We start from the raw sequence: 18,206 nt of genomic DNA, 5'->3' as shown, positions 1-18,206 counted from the left end.
TCCAGACGCCGCCAAGCCTCAGCGGCCGGCGTACGGCAGGAGTGCCATCTCCCGGGCGTTCTTGATCGCGCGGGCGAGCAGTCGCTGCTGCTGGGCCGTGACACGGGTGACCCGGCGGCTGCGGATCTTGCCGCGGTCGGAGATGAACTTCCGCAGCAGGTCGGTGTCCTTGTAGTCGATGTACGTGACTCCGGCCTGGTCCAGTGGATTGGGGCGGGACTTGGCGGGGGTACGGTCGGGCTTGCGGGCCATGCGGGTCAGACCTCCAGGAGGGTGTCGAAGGCGGGCGGCAGCCGCTTCCAGGCATCGCGCCCGGCGGCGTACTCGGCGTCGGTCAGCAGGCAGGACTCCAGCAGGTGTTCGAGTCCGTCGCGGTCGAGGCCGGGGGATGTGAAGACCAGGTGCTGGCAGCAGTCGCCGTGCTCGGGATGCCAGTCCAGCGCGGCGGCGGCGCGGCGCACGGGCGGGACCATGTCCCAGGCGGCGTCGGGGAGCGAGGCCAGCCAGGGCCCCACGCTCTCCACGCACAGGGCCCCGCCCGCCGCGTCCCAGTGCAGCAGTGTGTCCGGCTTGTCCGCAAGCCAGAACCGGCCCCGGCTGCGGGCGGCGGCGCAGGTCAGGTCCTCGAGCGCCGCGTACAGCCGCTCCGGGTGGAAAGGGCGGTCGCCGTGCCAGACGAGGGTGGAGACGCCGTGCGCGTCGGCCTCGGCGGGGAGGAGGGCGCAGGCCGGGTGCTGGGCGGCTGCCGCCGCTTCGACGTCGAAGCCCGCGCGGGCGGCTACCGCCAAGTCGCCATGGCCGATGACGACTTGACGGGCCGTCGGGTGGAGCTGTGCGAGCAGCTCGCGGTCCTCCTCGTCGGCCTCCTCGGAGTCGGTGACGGCGAGGACAGGGGCGTACTCCAGCTGGCGCGCGAAGGTGTCCGCGACCGTCCGCTGGTCGGTGGCCGCCGCGGCGAGGCCGCCGTCGGCGAGGTCGTCGCCGTTGCCGAGACAGGGCAGGACGAGTGCCGGGTCCACGGCGGTGATCACGCCGGTGACCGTCAGACCGCCGGCCACGACCACCTCGGCCATGGCCTTGGGTTCGACGGAGTCCCACAGCTCGACCACGGCGAGACGGGTGTCCCCCGCGTCCGCGAGCCGGCGCAGCTCGGGGACGAGGTCTTCCCTGAGCGCACAGCACGCACAGTCGTTGACCAGGGGCGCCTCACCGGCCGACACGATGCCGGTCGCGTCGCGGATCGTCCGTACGACCGTGCCTGCCGCGGCCGTGGCGAGGTCGTGGTGGAGTACGACGCTGCCGGGGACGTCGACGAGCAGCTGCGCGACCGCGGCCCTACGAGCGTCGGCGTGCAGTCCGCCGACGATCACGACGGAGAGCATCAGCCCTTCTTTCCGTACCGGCGCTCGAAGCGCTCCACGCGGCCTGCGGTGTCCAGGACGCGGGCGGTGCCGGTGTAGAAGGGGTGGCTGACGTTCGAGATCTCGACGTCCACGACGGGGTACGTGTTGCCGTCCTCCCACTCGATCGTCTTGTCGCTGCTCATGGTCGAGCGGGTGAGAAAGGCGTGGTTCGCGGCTCGGTCGCGGAAGACGACAAGGCCGTAGGCCGGGTGGATTCCGTTGCGCATGGCGGTGGTTCAGCGCTCCTCTCGGAAGTCGACGTGGCGGCCGGCGACCGGGTCGTACTTGCGCAGCGTCATGCGGTCGGGGTCGTTGCGGCGGTTCTTGCGGGTCACGTAGGTGTAGCCGGTCCCCGCGGTGGACCGGAGTTTGATGACCGGGCGGAGTTCGTTGCGAGCCATGGTGGTACCTTACTGAAAATGAATTCCATTAGCGACTCCGCTTCAAGAGAGGTACATCACCCATGTCCGCGCACTGCATGCTGACCGGCGCCCAGCCGGGATTCGGCAACCGCATCTCCCACTCCCACCGGCGCACTTCCCGCCGTTTCGACCCCAACATCCAGAGCAAGCGCTACTGGCTGCCGAGCGAGGGCCGGTACGTACGGCTGCGGCTGAGCACGAAGGGGATCAAGACCGTCGACTCGATCGGAGTCGAGGCCGCCGTGGCGCGGATCCGCGCGCGGGGGGTGCGGGTCTGATGGCGAAGAAGAGCAAGATCGCGAAGAACGAGAAGCGGCAGGAGATCGTCGCCCGGTACGCCGAGCGGCGCGCCGAGCTGAAGGAGATCATCCGGCGGCCGTCGTCGACGGAGGCGGAACGGCTCGCCGCCCAGCGGGAGCTGCGGCGCCAGCCACGCGACGCCAGCGCGACGCGCGTACGCAACCGGGACCAGGTGGACGGGCGGCCGCGGGGGTACTTCCGGGCGTTCGGGCTGTCGCGGGTTTCGTTGCGGGGGCAGGCGCATGCCGGGTACTTGCCGGGGGTGCGCAAGTCGTCCTGGTGAGCTCGGGCAGGTCTGGTGAATCTCACAGCCGCTCCTCATGGGCCCGACGGCCGTCCCTGGTAGCTTGCTGCGGGCGTTCGGGCCAAACGGCCCGGCCCACCGGCTACGGCTTGCCACTGCTCGTTGCTACTGCTTGGGAGCTACCAGTGACTTCGGCGACCTTCACGCGTCCTGCCCGCACGGTGTCGCGCCGGCAGCTGCGGATCGCGGCCGCCGCCGCGGCGCTGACGGGTGCGCTCGTGCTGACCGCGTGCAGCAGCGGCGGCGATTCCAAGGACGACTCCTCGTCCAGCCCTTCCTCCTCCGCGGCCTCCACCGCGGACACGGGCGGCGGCTCCGGCGGGACGACGTCCACGTCCGACAGCCTGCAGGGCAGCTGGCTGGCCACGACCGGCGGCAAGGCCGTCGCCCTGGTGATCAACGGCAAGCAGGCCGGCCTCTTCTCGACCGGCGGGTCCGTGTGCAGCGGGACCGCGGGCAAGGAGGCCGGTATGCAGATGATCCACCTCACCTGCACGAAGGGCGACAAGGAGCGTGCGACGGGGATGGTCGACTCCGTGTCCAAGAGCTCGCTGAAGATCACCTGGTCGGGCAGCGTCGGCAAGGAGACGTACACCAAGTCGGAGGGCGGGACCCTGCCGACGGGGCTGCCGACGGCAAGCCTCGGTCAGTAGTCCGGCAGGGCGGGCACCCGCTTCACGGGATCGTGCGTGATGATCGATGCACGCGATCACCGGCATCACGCCGCAGAGCACCAGCAGAGCACCAGAGGATCCACATGCGCGCCACCCCGATCACCGTCGCCGCTCTCGCTGCGGCGCTTCTCCTGACCGCCTGCGACGACAACGGCGGTGACAGCGGCTCCACCGGCGAGAACAAGGCCGCCGGCGACGCCTGCACGCTCGACGCCGTCGGCGTGCAGGTCGCGGCGAGCGCCGCCCCGTCCGCCGGGGACTCCGGCAGTGTCACCGTCACGCTCACCAACCGCGGCTCCAAGTGCACCCTGAACGGCTTCCCGGGCGTCGCCCTCCGCACGGGCAGTGCGTCGGACACCATCCCCGCCGCCAAGGCCGCGAAGGCCCAGAAGCTGACCCTCGCCAAGGCCGCGACCGCCTCCTTCACGATCACGTACGTCCGGGGCGAGGCGGGCGGCAGCAAGAGCCTCCCGGCGAAGACCGTGAAGTTCACCCTGCCCGGCTCCACCGCAGGCCACAGCTTCAAGTGGTCGTACGGCGAGGTCGCTCTCAAGGGCGACGCGGGCGCGCCGAATGCCTCGGTGACCCCCTTCCAGCAGGCCGGCGACTGACCGCTCCGCGGGCTGTGTCGATTTGCGGCTCCGCCGCGGGGCCGCGATGGGCCGTCGGTAGTCTGCGGCGCCGTCGTGGCCGGTCGCGCACGCGCGGCGGAGCCGCATATCGATACGGCCCCGCGCCCCTTTTGAGGCGCGGCCCCCGTGTCTGGACGCCTCACGGAAGCCGCGGCCGGGCACCCACCTGGGCCCGGTCCGCCGCCTGGGCGCCCTCCGTCCAGCCCGCCTCGTCGCTCACCCCGCGCAGGCGGGTCGTGGTCGTCTCGGGGAACATGCGGTCCGTGTGGGCCGTGACCGCGACCTCGCGGGAGGCCAGCACCGGGAGCAGGTCGTCGGTCACCTGCGTCTCGGCGGCCGCCGCGAGGCGGGTGCCTATGCGGTGGGCGTAGGCCGCGAGGAAGGACTGCCGGAAGGTCTTGGTGCGCTTGCGGCCGCCCGCCCGCTGGGCGGTCTCCGCCCTTGTCATCGCCGTCGTGGCCTGTACGAGGAGCGAGGTGTAGAGGAGCTCGACGGCTTCCAGGTCGGCCTCGAAGCCTACGACGGTGGAGAAGCCCAGCGGCTCGTTCCACACCGCCCGGCAGTGGTTCGCGGTGGCGACCGCGTCCAGCAGCACGGCCTTGGCCTGCTCGTACGGCGCCTCGACGCCGATCCGGCAGGCGCCGGGGGCGTCCGGGGACGGCGCCCGGGCCGCGAGCAGCGCCTCGTCGATGCTGTGCCTGGCCATCAGCTCCTGCGCCTTGGCGGACAGCGCCTCTGCCTCGTCCGGGAACCCGGTCGCCTCCGCCTTGGCGAGCAGCGCGCGGATGCGGGTGAGCATGCGGGACTCGGATGCGGGGCCGGATGCGGATCCGGGATCGGGCCGCCGCGTCGGCTCGGCGAGGGGTTCGAGGGTCGGCAGGCGCAGCAGCAGGCGGTACAGCTCCAGGACGGTGGTCGCGTGCGAGAAGCGGTCGGTGCGGGGTGATGCGGCGGTGGCCTCGGCGGTTTCGGCCGCTTCGGCGGTGAGCTCGTCCAGCTGTGCGCTCCAGCGGGGGCCGCGCGGGCCGTCGTCCGGCGCTTGCGCGCGGATCAGCTCCGCCGCCAGACGTACGTGTACGTCGTCCAGCTCGCGCCGCACGAGCCGGACGACGTCGGCGGGCTGCCAGCCGCGCCGCCAGGCCGTCGCCACGAACTCCCGGCCGCGGCGGGCGAGTTCGGCGTCCGCCGCCGGGTCCGCGGCCAGCAGGGACGCGCCCGTGTCGAGGGCGGTGTCGGTCTCGGCGTACAGGGCGGCCCGGAAGGCGCGGTCGACGGTGCTGGACGTAGTGCTGGTCACTCGTCGATCGTGCCACGCGGCACTGACAGCCGGGTCAGCCGCGGATCAGGGCCAGCGCGCGGTCGAGGGCGTCGGGGGCAGGGCACGGGACGTCGGGGAGGACGCCGGTGCCTTCCCAGTTGGTGCCGGAGACCGGGTTGATGGAACGGGCGACCGGGATGGTGGCCTCCAGGTTCGGGTGGACCGTCCAGCCCTCGCGCGGGTGGGCGCCGCCGCGGGTGGTCTCCCCCACGACGGTCGCGCGGCCCAGCTGCTGGAGGTCGTAGGCCAGTTCCTCGGCGGCGGAGAAGGTGTGGGGACCGGTGAGGACGTAGACCGGCTTGGTGGAGCCGAAGCGGGCGCCGGGGACGTGCGGCAGGGTCCAGGACTGGTCGTAACGGTCGCCCACGCGCGCGTACATGGTGTTGAGATGGGTGCGCTCGTCCAGGAGGTAGCTGCAGACGAAGGCGACGGTGTCCGGGTCGCCGCCGCCGTTGCCCCGCAGGTCCAGGATGAGCGCTTCGGCGCGGGCGACCAGGGTGAGCGCGGCGGCGAGCGGCTCGGCCGACCAGGACAGCGGGAACAGGGCGGGGGCCAGTTCGAGCAGGGCGGTGCCGCCCTCCAGCAGCTCGACCCGGGGCACGCCGCCCAGGGAGGCGTCGAAGTCGCGGCGCATCGCGGCCGCCGCGGCCTCGCCCTGGCCCTGCGGCACCTGCTCGGGGTGGTACTTGAGGCGCAGGTGCAGATCGCCGTTGACGGACTGCAGATCGGCGGTGACCAGGCCGCCCAGCTCCTCCGCGCTCTCCACGTCGTACGCCCCCTCCGCCAGGCGCCGGCGCAGCAGCACGGCCAGCTGCTCGGCCGCCTCCGGGAAGACGTAGTGCTCGGTGAGGAGCCGGGCCGTCTCGTCGACGACCGCGGGAACGTCCGTGACCGGGGCGGGAGTTGGGACCGGGGCGGTGGCTGTCGTGGAGCCCGTCGTGAGCGTGGTCGTCGTCATGACTGGTGAGTCAACCACCGTCCACCCGCGCCTCACACGGCGTTTTCCCGGACTCGTCTCACTCCCCGAAATTGGGTCGCACACCTCTGCCGACGGTTCAAGCATGGCCGCATGGTGGACATGTCTTCGTACGCGGCCTTCCTCGTCGCCGCCTTCGCGCTGTGCATCACTCCCGGCCCCGACATGATGTTCATCGTGGCGATGGGCGGACGGGGCGGGCCCGGGACCGGAGTGCTGGCCGCGTTCGGTGTGGCCTGCGCGATGTTCGTGCACACGGTCGCCGCGGCGCTCGGTCTGTCGGCGCTGTTCCTGGAGCTGCCGACGCTCTATCACGTGCTGCGCTGGGCGGGCGCGGCCTATCTGCTGTACCTCGCCGTCAAGGCCTTCCGGGACCGTGCGGTGCCGGTCGAAGCGGGTACGGCGGCCGGGCCCGGGCGGCGGCGCGCCTTCTGGCAGGGGGCGGTCACCAACCTGCTCAACCCCAAGGTGATCCTCTTCAACGTCGCCTTCCTGCCGCAGTTCGTGGACCCCGGACTGGGGCACGTGCGCGAGCAGTTCCTGGTGTTCGGGCTGACGATCACGGTCATGGGGTTCGGCGTGGACGGCTCGATCGGGCTGCTCTCCGGGAAGCTCTCCTCGCTGCTGCGCCGCAGCCGGCGGGTGGCGCGCGGGCTGAACATCCTCAGCGGGACGGTGTTCACGGGGCTGGCGGTGCGGCTGGCGGCGACGCCGAAGTAGGCACGCACGCGTGAGGGTGCTGGGAGTGTCAACCCAGGGTTGACTGAGTCGCACTGTCAACCTATGGTTGACACATGTCGACGAACCCGACCACGTCATCCGTACGCCTCGACGACCTCATCACGGCGATCAAGAAGGTTCACACCGAACCCCTCGACCAGCTCCAGGACGCGGTGATCGCCGCCGATCACCTCGGCGAGGTGGCCGACCACCTGATCGGCCACTTCGTGGACCAGGCCCGCCGCTCCGGGGCCTCCTGGACGGACATCGGCCAGAGCATGGGGGTCACCCGGCAGGCCGCGCAGAAGCGGTTCGTGCCCAAGGAGTCGACCGCCCTCGACCCGAACCAGGGCTTCGGCCGTTACACCCTGCGCGCCCGCAACGTGGTGATGACCGCGCACAACGAGGCCAAGGCCGCGCCGCACACCGAGGTCGGCCCGGCCCACCTGGTCCTCGGCCTGCTGGCCGAACCCGATGGCCTGGCCGCCAAGGCGATCGTCCTGCAGGGCGTCTCGCTCGACTCCGTTCGCGAGGCCGCGACCGCCGCGCTCCCGCCGGCCGCAGCGGAGGCCCCCGAACTCGTCCCGTACGCCTCCGACGCCAAGAAGGTCCTGGAGCTCACCTTCCGCGAGGCCCTCCGCCTCGGCCACAACTACGTCGGCACCGAGCACATCCTGCTGGCCCTGCTGGAGTTCGAGCACGGCTCGGGAGTGCTGTCCGGTCTCGGCATCGGGAAGGAGCCCGTCGAGGCCGAGCTCGTCAAGGCGCTGGAGAAGTACCTGCAGGCGCCGCCCGAACCGAGCTGAGGCCGTTGCCGCGGGCCGTTGTCAGACCCACCTGCAACACTCGCAACCATGACCGACCGCTGGGCGCTCGCTCCGGCCGAGGACGGTGGCGTGGAGATCGCCCCCCTCGGTCCGGACGGGCTGCTCGCCGGTTCGGTGCGCTGGGAGCCCGACCTCGCCACGGCCGTGCGGGGGCGGCCCGAGGTCGCGCGGTGGGTGTGGCGCTCCACGGCCGAGGTGTATCCGCGTCTGCTCGCCACGGGGGTGCGAGTGGAGCGGTGCTACGACGTCGAGGACGCCGAGACCCTCCTGCTGGGCCACGAGGGGCGGTACGGCGAACCCCGCTCGGCGGCTGCCGCCCTGGCCCGGCTCCGCGGCGGCCCCGTACCGCCCGACCCGCCCCTGCGTTCCGCCGAACCCGGCGCCCAGTCCCCGCTGTTCGAACCGCAGACCGTTCATGTGCCGCTGCCCGACCTCGTCGAGGTGTACGCCGAGCAGCAGCGCCGGCACGACGCCACCGCGCACCCCGACCGGATGCGGCTGCTGACCGCGGCCGAGTCGGCGGGGATGCTGGTGGCGGCCGAGATGAACCGCGCCGGGCTGCCCTGGAGCGCCGAGGTGCACCGCCGGGTGCTGCACGAACTGCTCGGCGAGCGGTACGCGGGCGGTGGCGAGCCCCGGCGCCTCGCCGAACTGGCGGACGAGGTGTCCGCCGCCTTCGGGCGCCGGGTGCGGCCCGATCTGCCCGCGGACGTCATCAAGGCGTTCGCCCAGGCCGGGATCAAGGTCAAGTCGACCCGGCGCTGGGAGATCGAGTCCGTCGACCACCCGGCCGTGAAGCCGCTGGTCGAGTACAAGAAGCTGTACCGCATCTGGGTCGCCCACGGCTGGTCGTGGCTGCAGGACTGGGTGCGTGACGGGCGGTTCAGGCCCGAGTTCCTCGCGCACGGGACGGTCACGGGCAGATGGGTGACCAATGGCGGCGGCGCCCTCCAGATCCCCAAGGTGATCCGGCGTGCCGTCGTCGCCGACCCCGGCTGGCGGCTCGTCGTCGCGGACGCCGACCAGATGGAACCGCGGGTGCTGGCGGCCATCTCCCGGGACCCGGGGCTCATGGAGGTGGCGGGGCGCGAGACCGACCTCTACCAGTCCGTCTCCGACCGGGCCTTCTCCGGCGACCGCGCCCAGGCCAAGCTCGCCGTGCTCGGCGCGGTCTACGGCCAGACCTCCGGCGACGGCCTGAAGAACCTCGCCGCGCTCAGACGCCGCTTCCCCAAGGCGGTGGCATACGTCGACGACGCGGCGCGAGCGGGCGAGGAGGGGCGGCTCGTGCGGACCTGGCTGGGGCGGACCTGTCCACCGGCGGCCGGGGCGGGCGAGGACACGGCGGAGGAGGCGGGCATCCCGCAGGACGAACCGGCCGAGGCTGCCGCCGGGACCGAGTGGGTGCCGGGCTACGCCTCCACCAACACCCGCGCCCGCGGCCGCTTCGCCCGCAACTTCGTCGTCCAGGGCAGCGCGGCCGACTGGACCCTGCTGGTCCTCGCCGCGCTGCGGCAGAGCTGCGCGGGCATGGCGGCCGAGCTGGTCTTCTTCCAGCACGACGAGGTGATCGTGCACTGCCCGGAGGAAGAGGCGGAAACCGTGGTGACGGCGATCCGGGAGGCGGCGGAGCTGGCGGGGCGGCTGACGTTCGGGGAGACCCCAGTGCGGTTTCCGTTCACTACGGCGGTGGTGGAGTGTTATGCGGATGCGAAGTGAGGGGTGACCGGTGCTGGTGTGGGCCGGGGGGTGGGTTCGCTTGCCCGCGCATGCGGGGTGCCGCTCTCTTTGGGTCGGGAGCCGCCCCTAGCGGCACGACTGCCCGCAGCTAGGGCAGGCATGGCCGACTGCTCGGGTGGGCGCCGCCCCAACGGCACGACTGCCCTCAGCCACGGCAGGCACAGCCCACTGCTCGGGTGGGCACCGCCCCAACGGCACGACTGCCCTCAGCCACGGCAGGCACAGCCGACCGCTCGAGTGGGCACCGCCCCAGCGGCACGACTGCCCGCAGCTACGGCAGGCATGGCCGACTGCCCGCAGCTAAGGCAGCGTCTCGCCGAGAAGCTCCCGTAGCTCCGTCACCACTGCCTTCTCGTCCGTCCCGTCCAGCGCTTCGAGTGCCGCGTGCCATTGTTCGTGCGCCTGTTCGGTGCGCCCCCGCTGCCGCAGTAGGAGGCCGTGCTGGTGGCGGGCGAGGCCGCCCGTGTAGCGGTCGGCGCGGGCGTCGGCGCGGCGGAGCAGTTCGGCGCACTCGGTGTCGGCCCGTTCCGTACGGCCGAGCAGGCGCAGTGCCCGCACCAGCCCGAGCCGGGTCTGGGACTCGCCGTGCCAGTCGCCGTGGCCGCCGAGGATGCGCAGGCTCTCCTCGAAGTGGGGTACGGCGGCGGCAGGTTCGCCGAGGGTCAGATGGGCGTAGCCGATGTTGCAGTGCGCGGAGTGCTGCACGATCACGGCGCCGATCTCGTCGCCGATGGCGAGCGACCGCCGGTGCTGCTCGATCGCGGCCCGCGGGTCGGTGTGCTCGTACAGGTTGCCGAGGTGGCTGTGGGTCACGGCCTCGCCGTGCGGGTCGTTCAACTGCCGTGAGTACTCCAGGCTCTGGCGCAGGGCCCGGCCGGACTCCTCGTAGCGGCCGAGCCCTTCGAGCAGCAGGCCGCGGTTGTTGAGGCAGCGGCGCATCAAGGAGACGCGGTCGAGCCGCCGCCAGATCGTCAGCGCCCGGTCGTTGAGGGCGAGGGCCTCGCTCTGCCGTCCGGTCAGGAAGTGCAGGCCCGCGAGATCGCCCAGCGCGTATGCCTCGGCCGCCTCGTCACCGAGCCGCCGGGCCGTGCGCAGGGCGGCCCGGCCGAGCACCTCCATCTCGGCGACTCGGCCACTGCGCTGCACGTACGGGAAGAAGAGGCGGATCAGCGCGGCGATGCGGGCGGCTCTGAGGACCTGGCCGTCGGCGTCGGCGTCGGTGTCTTCGGCGTACCGCTCGACCAGCGTGACGATGTTCACCAGCTCCGTGTCGCCCCAGGCGAAGGCCTGTTCGGAGGATTCGAAGGTGGGGAGGGCGGCGACGTGTGCCGCGTGGTCCGGCGGCTGGGCCGCGGTCGGGTGGCGGCGGTCGTCCCGGTCGAGGCCCGGTTCGACGATCGCGGTGAGGGTGCGCTCGGCGACGGCGGCGTACCAGGGCAGGGCGGCATCGACGTCACTGGCGCCCCCGGCCAGTTCGCGGGCGAAGTCGCGGACCAGGTCGTGGGGGGCGTAACGGCCGTACGCCGTCTCCTCCAGGAGGGCCACGTCGACGAGCCGGTCCAGCGCGGCCTCGGCGCGGCGCGCGTCGGTGCCGACCAGGTGGGCCAGCAGCGGGGCGCCGTACGCGGGCAGGTCGAGCGCGCCGATACCGCGCAGCACGACAGCGGCGTCCCGGTCGGCCTCGCGCTCCGAGGCGGCGAGCGCGTCGTGGGCGACGGCCAGGGAGCGGCGGACGCTCAGGTCGTCGTACTCCAGATGGTGCAACCGCCCTTCCGTGGCGGTGAGTTGACGGGCCAGCACCTCGGGGGTGAGTGCCCCGCGCGCGGCGAGGCGCGCGGCGACGATGCGCAGTGCGAGCGGGAGACGGCCGGTGAGTTCGACGAGGGGGTGGGCCGCGTCGAGGGCATCGCGGCCGGAGACCGCTCGGAGCAGTTCGGCGCTCTCTTCGTCGCTCAGGGGGGTGAGCGGGAAGCGGCGGGCGCCGTCGAGGGCGGTCAGCGGCGAACGGCTGGTGACGATCACGGCGCATCCGGCGCCGGCCGGCAGCAGCGGGCGTACCTGAGCGGCGTTCGCGGCGTCGTCCAGGAGCAGGAGGGTGCGGGTCGGGGCGAGCAGGGAGCGCAGCAACGCGGCGGCCGCGTCCGGGTGTTCGGGGATGCGGCGGGGCTCGGTGCCCAGGTCCCTGAGCAGGGCGGTGAGTGCCTGGGCGGGAGTGAGGGGGGTCATGCCGGGGGTGGCGCCGTGCAGGTTGATGTACAGCTGGCCGTCGGGGAAACGTTCCCGCAGGCTGTGGGCGACCTGCAGCGCGAGGGCGCTCTTGCCCACGCCGGCCATGCCGCTGATGACAGCCACGGCGGGGGTCCGACCGGGCTCGAGGGTGGTGCGGAGGTCACAGAGAGTGGGGCTGCGGCCCGTGAAGTGGGCGGGCGGAGGGGGCAGTTGGGCGGGCCGGGGCGGTTGCGGGAGGGCAGGCGCGGAGTCGTCCGTGCTGCCGGATGCGGTGTCGTCCTCGCGCGGTGCACCGGGGATCCCGGTGGAGGTGAGCACCTCGACGTGTGCCTCCTGCATCGCCGGGCCGGGTTCGACGCCCAGTTCCTCCACCAGGCGGGCGCGCAGATCTCGGTGGACCGCCAGGGCTTCGGCCTGGCGGCCGGTGCGGTGCAGGGCGAGCATCAGCTGGCGGTGGTACGCCTCCCGGAGCGGATGCTCGGCGGTCAGTGCGGCCAGCTCCGGTACGAGACCGTCCAGTCGGGCGCCGTCGACGGCCAGCTCGGCGTCGTAGCGCCACTCCAGAAGCAGCAGCCGCGCCTCCTTAAGACGCTGGACGAAGGCGTATCCGCCCAGCTCGGCGGGGAGCCCGCTGAGCGGGGTGCCGCGCCACAGCGCGAGCGCGGACATGCACTCGCGCACGACCCGCTCCCAGTTGCGGGCGGCGTACGCGCCGCGTGCCGTGGCGAGATGGCGCTCGAAGACATGGACGTCCAGTTCGCCCTGTTCGACCCGCAGCACATATCCGGGCGGCACCGCACGCAGCCGCTCGGGGTCGTCGAGCAGCCGTCGCAGCCGGGCCACATGGTTGTGCAGCGAGGCCTGCGCGGACGCGGGCGGCGCCCCGCCCCACAGCGCGTCCTTGAGCGACTCGACGGAGACGACACGGCCGGCTTCGAGGAGCAGGGCGGCGAGCAGGGTGCGGACCTTGGGGCTGCCGATGGCTCTGACGTCGACGCCACCGAGGGCATCCGTGCCGTCGCCGAAAGCGCCGACCTCATCGTGGACGTCGTAAAGAACCGGCGGCCCCAGCAGTCCGAACCGCAGCTCGCGCCGCCTCACGCCGCCCACTGCCTTCCCGCGTCCTTGGCGGATTTCCGCCCTCGTCACGGCGGTTTCCCGCCAGCTGCTCCACGGCGGTCGCCGCCGGAATCCGTTACGGCTGCGGCCGTCCGGCGCTGCCGACCGGCGGCTTCACGCCAATCGGCCGAGGCCGGAAGGGAGAACCGTTGGCCACATGTTAGCGATCCGTTGGCGCGACCTGATGTGATCACTTCATCGGATCTGGCCCGGGGGTGCGCGCGTAGAACGCGCAACTCGGGGGAGTGACGCCGCCGCGGCCGGATCCGGGGGACGCCAGAGGGTCCCGGTCGGCGGAGGTGAACGCCCGGGACCCTCGTCCCCTCCCCCGGTCGGGTTCAGATGACGGGCGGCCGGCCCAGCCGCGAGAGCCGCCACACGGTCCGCCACCGCATCGGCCGCCGCTCGCCCGCCGGCTCCCTGAGGCCCTCCACGAACCCGCCGAACCAGGCGCGCAGCCCGGCCCGCGAGCGGGTCCGTACGAGGGTGAGCAGCGTCCAGATCCCCAGGTGAACGGGGATGAGTGGCAACGGCAGGCGACGGCGGGCGAGCCACACCCGGTTCCGTGCGTTCACCCGGTAGTAGATGGCGTGCCGGGCCGGTGAGGTCTTCGGGTGCTGGAGCAGCAGTTCGGGCGCGTACAGGATCCGCCAGCCGGCGTCGGCGGCCCGCCAGGCCAGGTCGGTCTCCTCGTGGGCGAAGAAGAACTCGGCGGGCCAGTCGCCGATCTCGTCGAGCATGGCGGTCCTGAAGCCGTGCCCGCCGCCGAGGAATCCGGTGACGTAACCGCCCCGCAGCGGGTCGGAGGCGCCGACCCTGGGTACATGCCGCTGCTGTGTCTCGCCGTGCTCGTCCGCGATGCGGAAGCCGACGATGCCGAGCTTCGGGTCGGCCGCGAACAGGTCCCGTACCCGCCGCAGCACATCGGCGTCGACGAGCAGGCCGTCGTCGTCCAGTTCGACGACGATGTCGACGTCCCCGAACTCGCGCAGCCTGGCCAGCGCCTGGTTCCGTCCGCCGGGGCAGCCGAGGTTCTCATCGAGTTCGAGCAGGGTGACCTCGCCGGGCAGCGCCAGCCGCTCGGCGAAGTCCGGCAGCGGGCAGCCGTTGCCGACGATCACGATCCGCGCGGGCGCGAGATCCTGTTTGGCCACGGACTCCAGCAGGGCGTCCACCTCGGCGGGCCTGTTTCCCATGGTCACCACGGCGACGGCGACCCTCGGCGCTCCCAGGTCCTGCATGCCCTTCACCCCATCACGGCCGCCGGCAATCCCGGCCGCGATGCTAACCGTTCATGATGAGGACTTCCTGAGTACGCCGATTCTTGGGTCAGGCGTGGCGGGACGTACGGCGGTTCTCCCTGCGCCGTACGAACTTCAGCCCAGACCAGTCCTCCCCCAGCGCGGCGACCTTCACGTCGACCACGCCGAGCGGGAGGAAGAGGTCCCGCAGATCGTTCTCGGCGATGTCGCTGACGTGGCCGGCGGCCTTGCGGGGCCAGGCGATCCACAGCATGGCGTGGTCGGCGAGGGCCGTGACCAGCGCCGGGGCCTCTTCCGCGAGTGTTCTGTGATCGCGGTAGAAGGCGACGGTGACGTCGGCTCCGCGCGGGCCGTCGGCGGTGAGGTCCACGTCGTCGGGGAGGCCGGGGATACCGAAGTCCTCCGGGGCATGCCGGAGCCCGACGCAGTGGCCCGGCCTGATGCCGATCTTCTTGGCGAGGGGGGTGCCGGAGTAGCCGCCGCCCGTAGTACCGGATCCGCTCATCTGCCGCCTCCACTCAACGCAGAACCCCAGGTCAGTATCTTCCTGACCTGGGGTTCCCGTGGAGCGGTCGGCGGGATTCGAGACCGGCACCCGCGCATGCGCCCAGCGCCCCGCTCAGTCGATTCCGGGCAGTATGTGCGGCTCCGCAAGATCCTCCTCATACCCGGCGAGCCGGATGGGGGCGCAATGGGACCAGATGTCCAGGCTGCTCAACTGCTCGGTTCCGACGGCCCGTTCGCCGATATCTCCTGCGTGTTGTTCGCGGATGGTCCGTTCCGGTGCCATCGCGTTTCTCCTTCCGCCCGCTGACATTTCGGAAAAGCTAACGGCCTGAGTCGGTGTAAATCGGTTGGCTGCAACGGAAGTGGGATATCCCGACGCCGAAAGTGTCACCGGCGCCAGGACGTGGCACCCGGGTGGCCGGCCCCGCGCCGGCGTCTCCAGCCGCCCGAGGGAGCAGGTCCGGCCGGCGCGGGCGAGGAGGTGCCGCGGCGGCCGAGGCCGAAGAGGACGGCTGTGAGTGCCGCGAGTTCGTGCGGGTCGGGGTTGCCGCGGACGATGCGCAGACCGGCGGCGCTCAGGTGCTCGGTGGTGGGGGCCGCGGTGGGCTCGGCGGCGGTCATGCCGGCTGGTTCCCGTGCTTGCGGGACGGCAGGTCCGCATGTTTGGCGCGGAGCATGGCGAGAGCGCGGATGAGCACCGAGCGGGTGTCACGGGGGTCTATGACCTCGTCGACCAGGCCGCGTTCGGCCGCGTAGTAGGGGTGCATCAGTTCGGTCCTGTACTCCTTGATGCGCTGCTCGCGGACCGCGTCGGGGTCGGCCGCCTCGGCTATCTCCCGGCGGAAGACGACGTTCGCGGCACCCTCGGCGCCCATCACCGCGATTTCGTTGGTCGGCCAGGCCAGCGACAGGTCGGCGCCGATGGAACGGGAGTCCATGACGATGTAGGCGCCGCCGTAGGCCTTGCGGACGATCACCTGGATGCGGGGCACGGTGGCGTTGCAGTAGGCGTAGAGCAGTTTGGCGCCGTGCCGGATGATTCCCTCGTGCTCCTGGCCGACTCCGGGCAGGAATCCGGGCACGTCCACCAGGGTCACCAGCGGGATGCTGAACGCGTCGCAGAACTGCACGAAGCGCGCACCCTTCTCGGACGCCTCGATGTTCAGGACACCGGCCACCGCCGACGGCTGGTTGGCGACCACCCCGACCACCTGTCCGTCGAGCCGGGCCAGCGCGCAGACCAGGTTGGGCGCCCAGGCGGCGTGGACCTCGAAGAAGTCGCCGTCGTCGACGATCTCCTCGATCACCCGCCGCATGTCGTAGGCGCGGTTCGGCTCGGCGGGCACCAGGTCGAGCAGCCCGTCGCAGGGCCGGTCGGCGGGGTCGTCGCCGCGGACGACGGGCGGCGCCTCGTGATTGTTGGAGGGCAGCAGGGAGAGCAGATGGCGCACGTCCTGCAGACAGCTCTCCTCGTCGTCGTAGGCGGCGCTGGCCACCCCGGAGAGGCGGGCGTGCACATCGGCGCCACCGAGTTCGTTCTGGCTGACCCGTTCGCCGGTGACGGCCTGGACGACATCGGGGCCGGTGATGAACATCTGCGAGATGTCCCGGACCATGAAGACGAAGTCGGTGAGCGCGGGCGAGTAGGCCGCGCCGCCCGCACACGGGCCGAGCATCACGCTGATCTGCGGGACCACCCCGGAAGAGGCCACATTGCGGCGGAAGATGCCGCCGTAGCCGGCCAGCGCGGAGACCCCTTCCTGGATCCGGGCGCCCGCCCCGTCGTTGAGGCTGACCAGCGGGGCACCGGTGGCGGACGCGAGGTCCATCAGCTTGTGGATCTTCTCGGCGTGCGCCTCTCCCAGGGCGCCCCCGAAGATCCGGAAGTCGTGCGCGTAGACAAAGACCGTGCGGCCCTCGACCGTGCCCCAGCCGGTGATCACACCGTCGCCGTGGGGGCGCTTGCGTTCGAGGCCGAAGCCGGTGGCGCGGTGTCTGCGCAGTGACTCGATCTCGGTGAGGGAGCCCTCGTCGAGCAGAAGCGCGATGCGTTCGCGGGCGGTGAGCTTGCCGCGGGCGTGCTGGCGCTCGGTGGCCTGCGGTTCGGGCCCGTCGTGGGCCCGGGTGCGGAGCCGCTCCAGCTCACCGAGCCGGGTGTGCGCGTCGGGCCTGTCCTCAAGCACGGTCATGTGCGCTCCTCCCCATGGGGCCTGGCCTGCACGGCCTGCAGAGCCTGGCCGGCTGTGATCCGGTGTTCAGCATGACAGACATTGATTCCTTCGTGAAGGTATTTTATTGTGGGTGTCGTTGGTGGGGGTGTGCGTGCTGCCGGTACGACTCCCGGGCTCCCCCGTGTTCGTACGCGCTCAGTCACGCACCCAACGAGGAAGGATCGTCCGATGCAGCAACAGGAAGCCGGCCGACACCGGCACCAGTGGGTGGCACGCGAGCTGCACGACCGGGTGGGAAACGAACTGGCCGTGGCACTACGGCAGTTGGAGCTCGTCGAGCTGCATCTGCCCCGGGACCCCGAGCGCGCCTCGGAACGGATCGCGGGCGGACTGCGAGCCGTCTCCGAGGCCATGAGGGTCACCAGGGAACTGGCGGACGAGCTGTCCCGCGAGCCCGCGCCGCGCCCCGAGCCCCATGATCTCGCCAAAGCCCTGCGGTCCTTCGCCGCGAGTCTCGCGCCGGCCGGCACGAGCACCGCCGTGCACGTGGTCGGGCTCCAGTCCTGGCTGCCGGACCTGCACAAGGGGCAGCTCTTCCTGATCCTGTGCGAAGCACTGCGCAACGCGGCCGTGCACGCGGCCGCCGAACAGGTCGTCGTCCACATGAACATCACCGAGAAGGCCGTCTCCGCGGTCGTGACGGACAACGGAAAGGGGTTCGACGTGACCCGCGATCCGGATCCGTCGGCCCGCCGCAGCATGGGGCTGACCTCGATGCGGGAGCGCGCCGAGTCCCTGTGCGGGACGGTCATGGTCGTCTCGCGGCCCAGGCGGGGCACCCGGGTCACCGTGTGGCTGCCGCTTCCGGCCCAGGGACGGCGGGCGTGAACGAGTCTCCGGTGCGCATCCTGCTGGCCGACGACCACGCGATCCTCCGTGACACCCTGCGCGAATGCCTGGAGAGCGAGACGGACTTCGAGGTGGTGGGCGACGGGGCGGACGGGGCCCAGGCCGCCGCCCTCTGCGCCCGGTTGCGGCCCGATGTCCTGCTGCTCGACGTCGAAATGCCGGGGGTCCCGGTCGGGGTCACCGTGCCGCGCGTCCTGGAGCTCTCGCCGCACACCAGGGTGATCATCCTGAGCATGCACGAAAACCCGGACCTGGTACGGGAGTTGCTCTCCCTGGGGATCCGCGGCTATCTCAACAAGCGGGTCAGCAAGCACCACCTCGCGGCGGTGATCCGCGGCGTGATGCGGGAGGGCGACGAGGTCCAGATATCGGTCTCGCAGTTCGCGGCGCTGGCCCCGCAGGCCCAGGACAACCGGATCTCCGCCCGGGAGCGGGAGCTGCTCACCCTGGTGTCGCACGCGCTGAGCAACCGGCAGATCGCGGCCAGGCTGAACATCACCGAGGGCACGGTCAAGCGCCATCTGCGCAATATCTTCGGGAAGTTGGACGCGGTCTCGCGCATCGACGCCGTCAACAAGGCGGTCGCCGCCTCGCTGATCGCACCGGTCGGCCCCCGCGCCCCGTTGACCGCGTCGGCCTCCGGCGCGCGGGCGGCGCAGCCCTCGGGACGGGAGAGATGACCACGTCTCTCCC

21 protein-coding genes are annotated in these 18,206 nt (G+C 72.0%); 9 read left to right on the top strand and 12 right to left on the bottom strand.

What is annotated here, in order from left to right; translation table 11 throughout:
- Positions 1-18: 18 nt before the first annotated feature.
- From rpsR to rpmG, 4 genes are read right to left on the bottom strand one after another with little or no spacing between them, the layout of a single operon-like run.
- Complete coding sequence (gene rpsR, locus ACFY10_RS31360) at positions 19-252, bottom strand: 30S ribosomal protein S18 (RefSeq protein WP_390668573.1); 234 nt, start codon at positions 250-252, stop codon at positions 19-21.
- A gap of 5 nt (positions 253-257) precedes the next feature.
- Positions 258-1,382 (bottom strand): CobW family GTP-binding protein, encoded by a 1,125-nt coding sequence (locus tag ACFY10_RS31355; RefSeq protein ID WP_390668572.1) that lies wholly within the window; start codon positions 1,380-1,382, stop codon positions 258-260.
- On the bottom strand, positions 1,382-1,630 hold the full coding sequence (locus ACFY10_RS31350; protein WP_390668571.1) for a type B 50S ribosomal protein L31: 249 nt from the start codon (positions 1,628-1,630) through the stop codon (positions 1,382-1,384). Before ACFY10_RS31350 ends, ACFY10_RS31355 begins: the two co-directional genes overlap by 1 nt.
- A gap of 9 nt (positions 1,631-1,639) precedes the next feature.
- Positions 1,640-1,804, bottom strand: coding sequence for a 50S ribosomal protein L33 (gene rpmG, locus ACFY10_RS31345; protein WP_030573688.1), 165 nt, complete (start codon positions 1,802-1,804; stop codon positions 1,640-1,642).
- Positions 1,805-1,866: 62 nt separating this feature from the next.
- Between rpmG and rpmB the strand changes: the two genes are divergently transcribed.
- The 4 genes from rpmB to ACFY10_RS31325 all read left to right on the top strand — a co-directional run bounded on the left by rpmB (position 1,867) and on the right by ACFY10_RS31325 (position 3,714).
- Entirely contained in the window at positions 1,867-2,103 is a 237-nt protein-coding gene (rpmB, locus tag ACFY10_RS31340) for a 50S ribosomal protein L28 (protein WP_352387865.1), read from the top strand.
- The gene (gene rpsN / locus ACFY10_RS31335) at positions 2,103-2,408 is read left to right on the top strand and encodes a 30S ribosomal protein S14 (protein WP_390668570.1); all 306 of its coding nucleotides are present in this window, start codon (positions 2,103-2,105) and stop codon (positions 2,406-2,408) included. Before rpmB ends, rpsN begins: the two co-directional genes overlap by 1 nt.
- 146 nt (positions 2,409-2,554) lie before the next feature.
- Positions 2,555-3,082 carry a hypothetical protein gene (locus ACFY10_RS31330; protein WP_390668569.1) on the top strand — a complete coding sequence of 176 codons (528 nt, stop codon included), beginning with the start codon at positions 2,555-2,557 and terminating at the stop codon, positions 3,080-3,082.
- A gap of 104 nt (positions 3,083-3,186) precedes the next feature.
- On the top strand, positions 3,187-3,714 hold the full coding sequence (locus tag ACFY10_RS31325) for a DUF4232 domain-containing protein (RefSeq protein ID WP_390668568.1): 528 nt from the start codon (positions 3,187-3,189) through the stop codon (positions 3,712-3,714).
- A 160-nt stretch (positions 3,715-3,874) separates the two neighbouring features.
- On the opposite strand, the gene ACFY10_RS31320 is transcribed toward ACFY10_RS31325, so the two are convergent.
- Entirely contained in the window at positions 3,875-5,032 is a 1,158-nt protein-coding gene (locus tag ACFY10_RS31320) for a DUF2786 domain-containing protein (RefSeq protein ID WP_390668567.1), read from the bottom strand.
- Between the two features lie 34 nt (positions 5,033-5,066).
- On the bottom strand, positions 5,067-6,011 hold the full coding sequence (locus ACFY10_RS31315; RefSeq protein WP_390668566.1) for a S41 family peptidase: 945 nt from the start codon (positions 6,009-6,011) through the stop codon (positions 5,067-5,069).
- A gap of 111 nt (positions 6,012-6,122) precedes the next feature.
- Here ACFY10_RS31315 and ACFY10_RS31310 point away from each other — a divergent pair, with 111 nt between their 5' ends.
- The 3 genes from ACFY10_RS31310 to ACFY10_RS31300 all read left to right on the top strand — a co-directional run bounded on the left by ACFY10_RS31310 (position 6,123) and on the right by ACFY10_RS31300 (position 9,295).
- Complete coding sequence (locus ACFY10_RS31310; protein WP_390668565.1) at positions 6,123-6,749, top strand: LysE family translocator; 627 nt, start codon at positions 6,123-6,125, stop codon at positions 6,747-6,749.
- Positions 6,750-6,823: 74 nt separating this feature from the next.
- Positions 6,824-7,555 carry a Clp protease N-terminal domain-containing protein gene (locus ACFY10_RS31305; protein WP_390668564.1) on the top strand — a complete coding sequence of 244 codons (732 nt, stop codon included), beginning with the start codon at positions 6,824-6,826 and terminating at the stop codon, positions 7,553-7,555.
- Between the two features lie 48 nt (positions 7,556-7,603).
- Positions 7,604-9,295 (top strand): bifunctional 3'-5' exonuclease/DNA polymerase, encoded by a 1,692-nt coding sequence (locus tag ACFY10_RS31300; protein WP_390668563.1) that lies wholly within the window; start codon positions 7,604-7,606, stop codon positions 9,293-9,295.
- A gap of 321 nt (positions 9,296-9,616) precedes the next feature.
- On the opposite strand, the gene ACFY10_RS31295 is transcribed toward ACFY10_RS31300, so the two are convergent.
- The 6 genes from ACFY10_RS31295 to ACFY10_RS31270 form a co-directional block, all read right to left on the bottom strand.
- On the bottom strand, positions 9,617-12,655 hold the full coding sequence (locus tag ACFY10_RS31295; RefSeq protein WP_390668562.1) for a BTAD domain-containing putative transcriptional regulator: 3,039 nt from the start codon (positions 12,653-12,655) through the stop codon (positions 9,617-9,619).
- A gap of 347 nt (positions 12,656-13,002) precedes the next feature.
- Positions 13,003-13,896, bottom strand: coding sequence for a glycosyltransferase family 2 protein (locus ACFY10_RS31290; RefSeq protein ID WP_390668657.1), 894 nt, complete (start codon positions 13,894-13,896; stop codon positions 13,003-13,005).
- A 97-nt stretch (positions 13,897-13,993) separates the two neighbouring features.
- Positions 13,994-14,431, bottom strand: a complete 438-nt coding sequence (locus ACFY10_RS31285; RefSeq protein ID WP_390668561.1) for a DUF3052 domain-containing protein — start codon at positions 14,429-14,431, stop codon at positions 13,994-13,996.
- 114 nt (positions 14,432-14,545) lie between these two features.
- Positions 14,546-14,716 carry a hypothetical protein gene (locus ACFY10_RS31280; RefSeq protein ID WP_390668560.1) on the bottom strand — a complete coding sequence of 57 codons (171 nt, stop codon included), beginning with the start codon at positions 14,714-14,716 and terminating at the stop codon, positions 14,546-14,548.
- A 104-nt stretch (positions 14,717-14,820) separates the two neighbouring features.
- Positions 14,821-15,054, bottom strand: a complete 234-nt coding sequence (locus ACFY10_RS31275) for an acyl-CoA carboxylase subunit epsilon (protein WP_390668559.1) — start codon at positions 15,052-15,054, stop codon at positions 14,821-14,823.
- The gene (locus tag ACFY10_RS31270; RefSeq protein ID WP_390668558.1) at positions 15,051-16,622 is read right to left on the bottom strand and encodes an acyl-CoA carboxylase subunit beta; all 1,572 of its coding nucleotides are present in this window, start codon (positions 16,620-16,622) and stop codon (positions 15,051-15,053) included. The genes ACFY10_RS31275 and ACFY10_RS31270 overlap by 4 nt, the downstream gene beginning before the upstream one ends.
- A gap of 210 nt (positions 16,623-16,832) precedes the next feature.
- Here ACFY10_RS31270 and ACFY10_RS31265 point away from each other — a divergent pair, with 210 nt between their 5' ends.
- Together ACFY10_RS31265 and ACFY10_RS31260 are read left to right on the top strand one after the other, a co-directional pair.
- On the top strand, positions 16,833-17,492 hold the full coding sequence (locus ACFY10_RS31265; protein WP_390668557.1) for a sensor histidine kinase: 660 nt from the start codon (positions 16,833-16,835) through the stop codon (positions 17,490-17,492).
- Positions 17,489-18,193 (top strand): response regulator, encoded by a 705-nt coding sequence (locus tag ACFY10_RS31260; RefSeq protein ID WP_390668556.1) that lies wholly within the window; start codon positions 17,489-17,491, stop codon positions 18,191-18,193. The genes ACFY10_RS31265 and ACFY10_RS31260 overlap by 4 nt, the downstream gene beginning before the upstream one ends.
- The last annotated feature ends 13 nt before the right edge of the window (positions 18,194-18,206 follow it).

Origin of the sequence: Streptomyces sp. NPDC001401 (genome assembly GCF_042895385.1) — a bacterium.
In the GTDB taxonomy this organism is placed as follows: domain Bacteria; phylum Actinomycetota; class Actinomycetes; order Streptomycetales; family Streptomycetaceae; genus Streptomyces.
The sequence above is the reverse complement of the archived record's forward strand: the minus strand, read 5'-3'. Positions and strand labels throughout refer to the sequence as shown.

What these genes read in the sequence shown, in the direction of transcription:
- rpsR (WP_390668573.1), bottom strand. Translation starts at nt 252, where the DNA reads ATGGCCCGCAAGCCCGACCGTACCCCCGCCAAGTCCCGCCCCAATCCA.
- ACFY10_RS31355 (WP_390668572.1), bottom strand. Translation starts at nt 1,382, where the DNA reads ATGCTCTCCGTCGTGATCGTCGGCGGACTGCACGCCGACGCTCGTAGG.
- ACFY10_RS31350 (WP_390668571.1), bottom strand. Translation starts at nt 1,630, where the DNA reads ATGCGCAACGGAATCCACCCGGCCTACGGCCTTGTCGTCTTCCGCGAC.
- rpmG (WP_030573688.1), bottom strand. Translation starts at nt 1,804, where the DNA reads ATGGCTCGCAACGAACTCCGCCCGGTCATCAAACTCCGGTCCACCGCG.
- rpmB (WP_352387865.1), top strand. Translation starts at nt 1,867, where the DNA reads ATGTCCGCGCACTGCATGCTGACCGGCGCCCAGCCGGGATTCGGCAAC.
- rpsN (WP_390668570.1), top strand. Translation starts at nt 2,103, where the DNA reads ATGGCGAAGAAGAGCAAGATCGCGAAGAACGAGAAGCGGCAGGAGATC.
- ACFY10_RS31325 (WP_390668568.1), top strand. Translation starts at nt 3,187, where the DNA reads ATGCGCGCCACCCCGATCACCGTCGCCGCTCTCGCTGCGGCGCTTCTC.
- ACFY10_RS31315 (WP_390668566.1), bottom strand. Translation starts at nt 6,011, where the DNA reads ATGACGACGACCACGCTCACGACGGGCTCCACGACAGCCACCGCCCCG.
- ACFY10_RS31310 (WP_390668565.1), top strand. Translation starts at nt 6,123, where the DNA reads ATGGTGGACATGTCTTCGTACGCGGCCTTCCTCGTCGCCGCCTTCGCG.
- ACFY10_RS31305 (WP_390668564.1), top strand. Translation starts at nt 6,824, where the DNA reads ATGTCGACGAACCCGACCACGTCATCCGTACGCCTCGACGACCTCATC.
- ACFY10_RS31300 (WP_390668563.1), top strand. Translation starts at nt 7,604, where the DNA reads ATGACCGACCGCTGGGCGCTCGCTCCGGCCGAGGACGGTGGCGTGGAG.
- ACFY10_RS31285 (WP_390668561.1), bottom strand. Translation starts at nt 14,431, where the DNA reads ATGAGCGGATCCGGTACTACGGGCGGCGGCTACTCCGGCACCCCCCTC.
- ACFY10_RS31280 (WP_390668560.1), bottom strand. Translation starts at nt 14,716, where the DNA reads ATGGCACCGGAACGGACCATCCGCGAACAACACGCAGGAGATATCGGC.
- ACFY10_RS31275 (WP_390668559.1), bottom strand. Translation starts at nt 15,054, where the DNA reads ATGACCGCCGCCGAGCCCACCGCGGCCCCCACCACCGAGCACCTGAGC.
- ACFY10_RS31270 (WP_390668558.1), bottom strand. Translation starts at nt 16,622, where the DNA reads ATGACCGTGCTTGAGGACAGGCCCGACGCGCACACCCGGCTCGGTGAG.
- ACFY10_RS31265 (WP_390668557.1), top strand. Translation starts at nt 16,833, where the DNA reads ATGCAGCAACAGGAAGCCGGCCGACACCGGCACCAGTGGGTGGCACGC.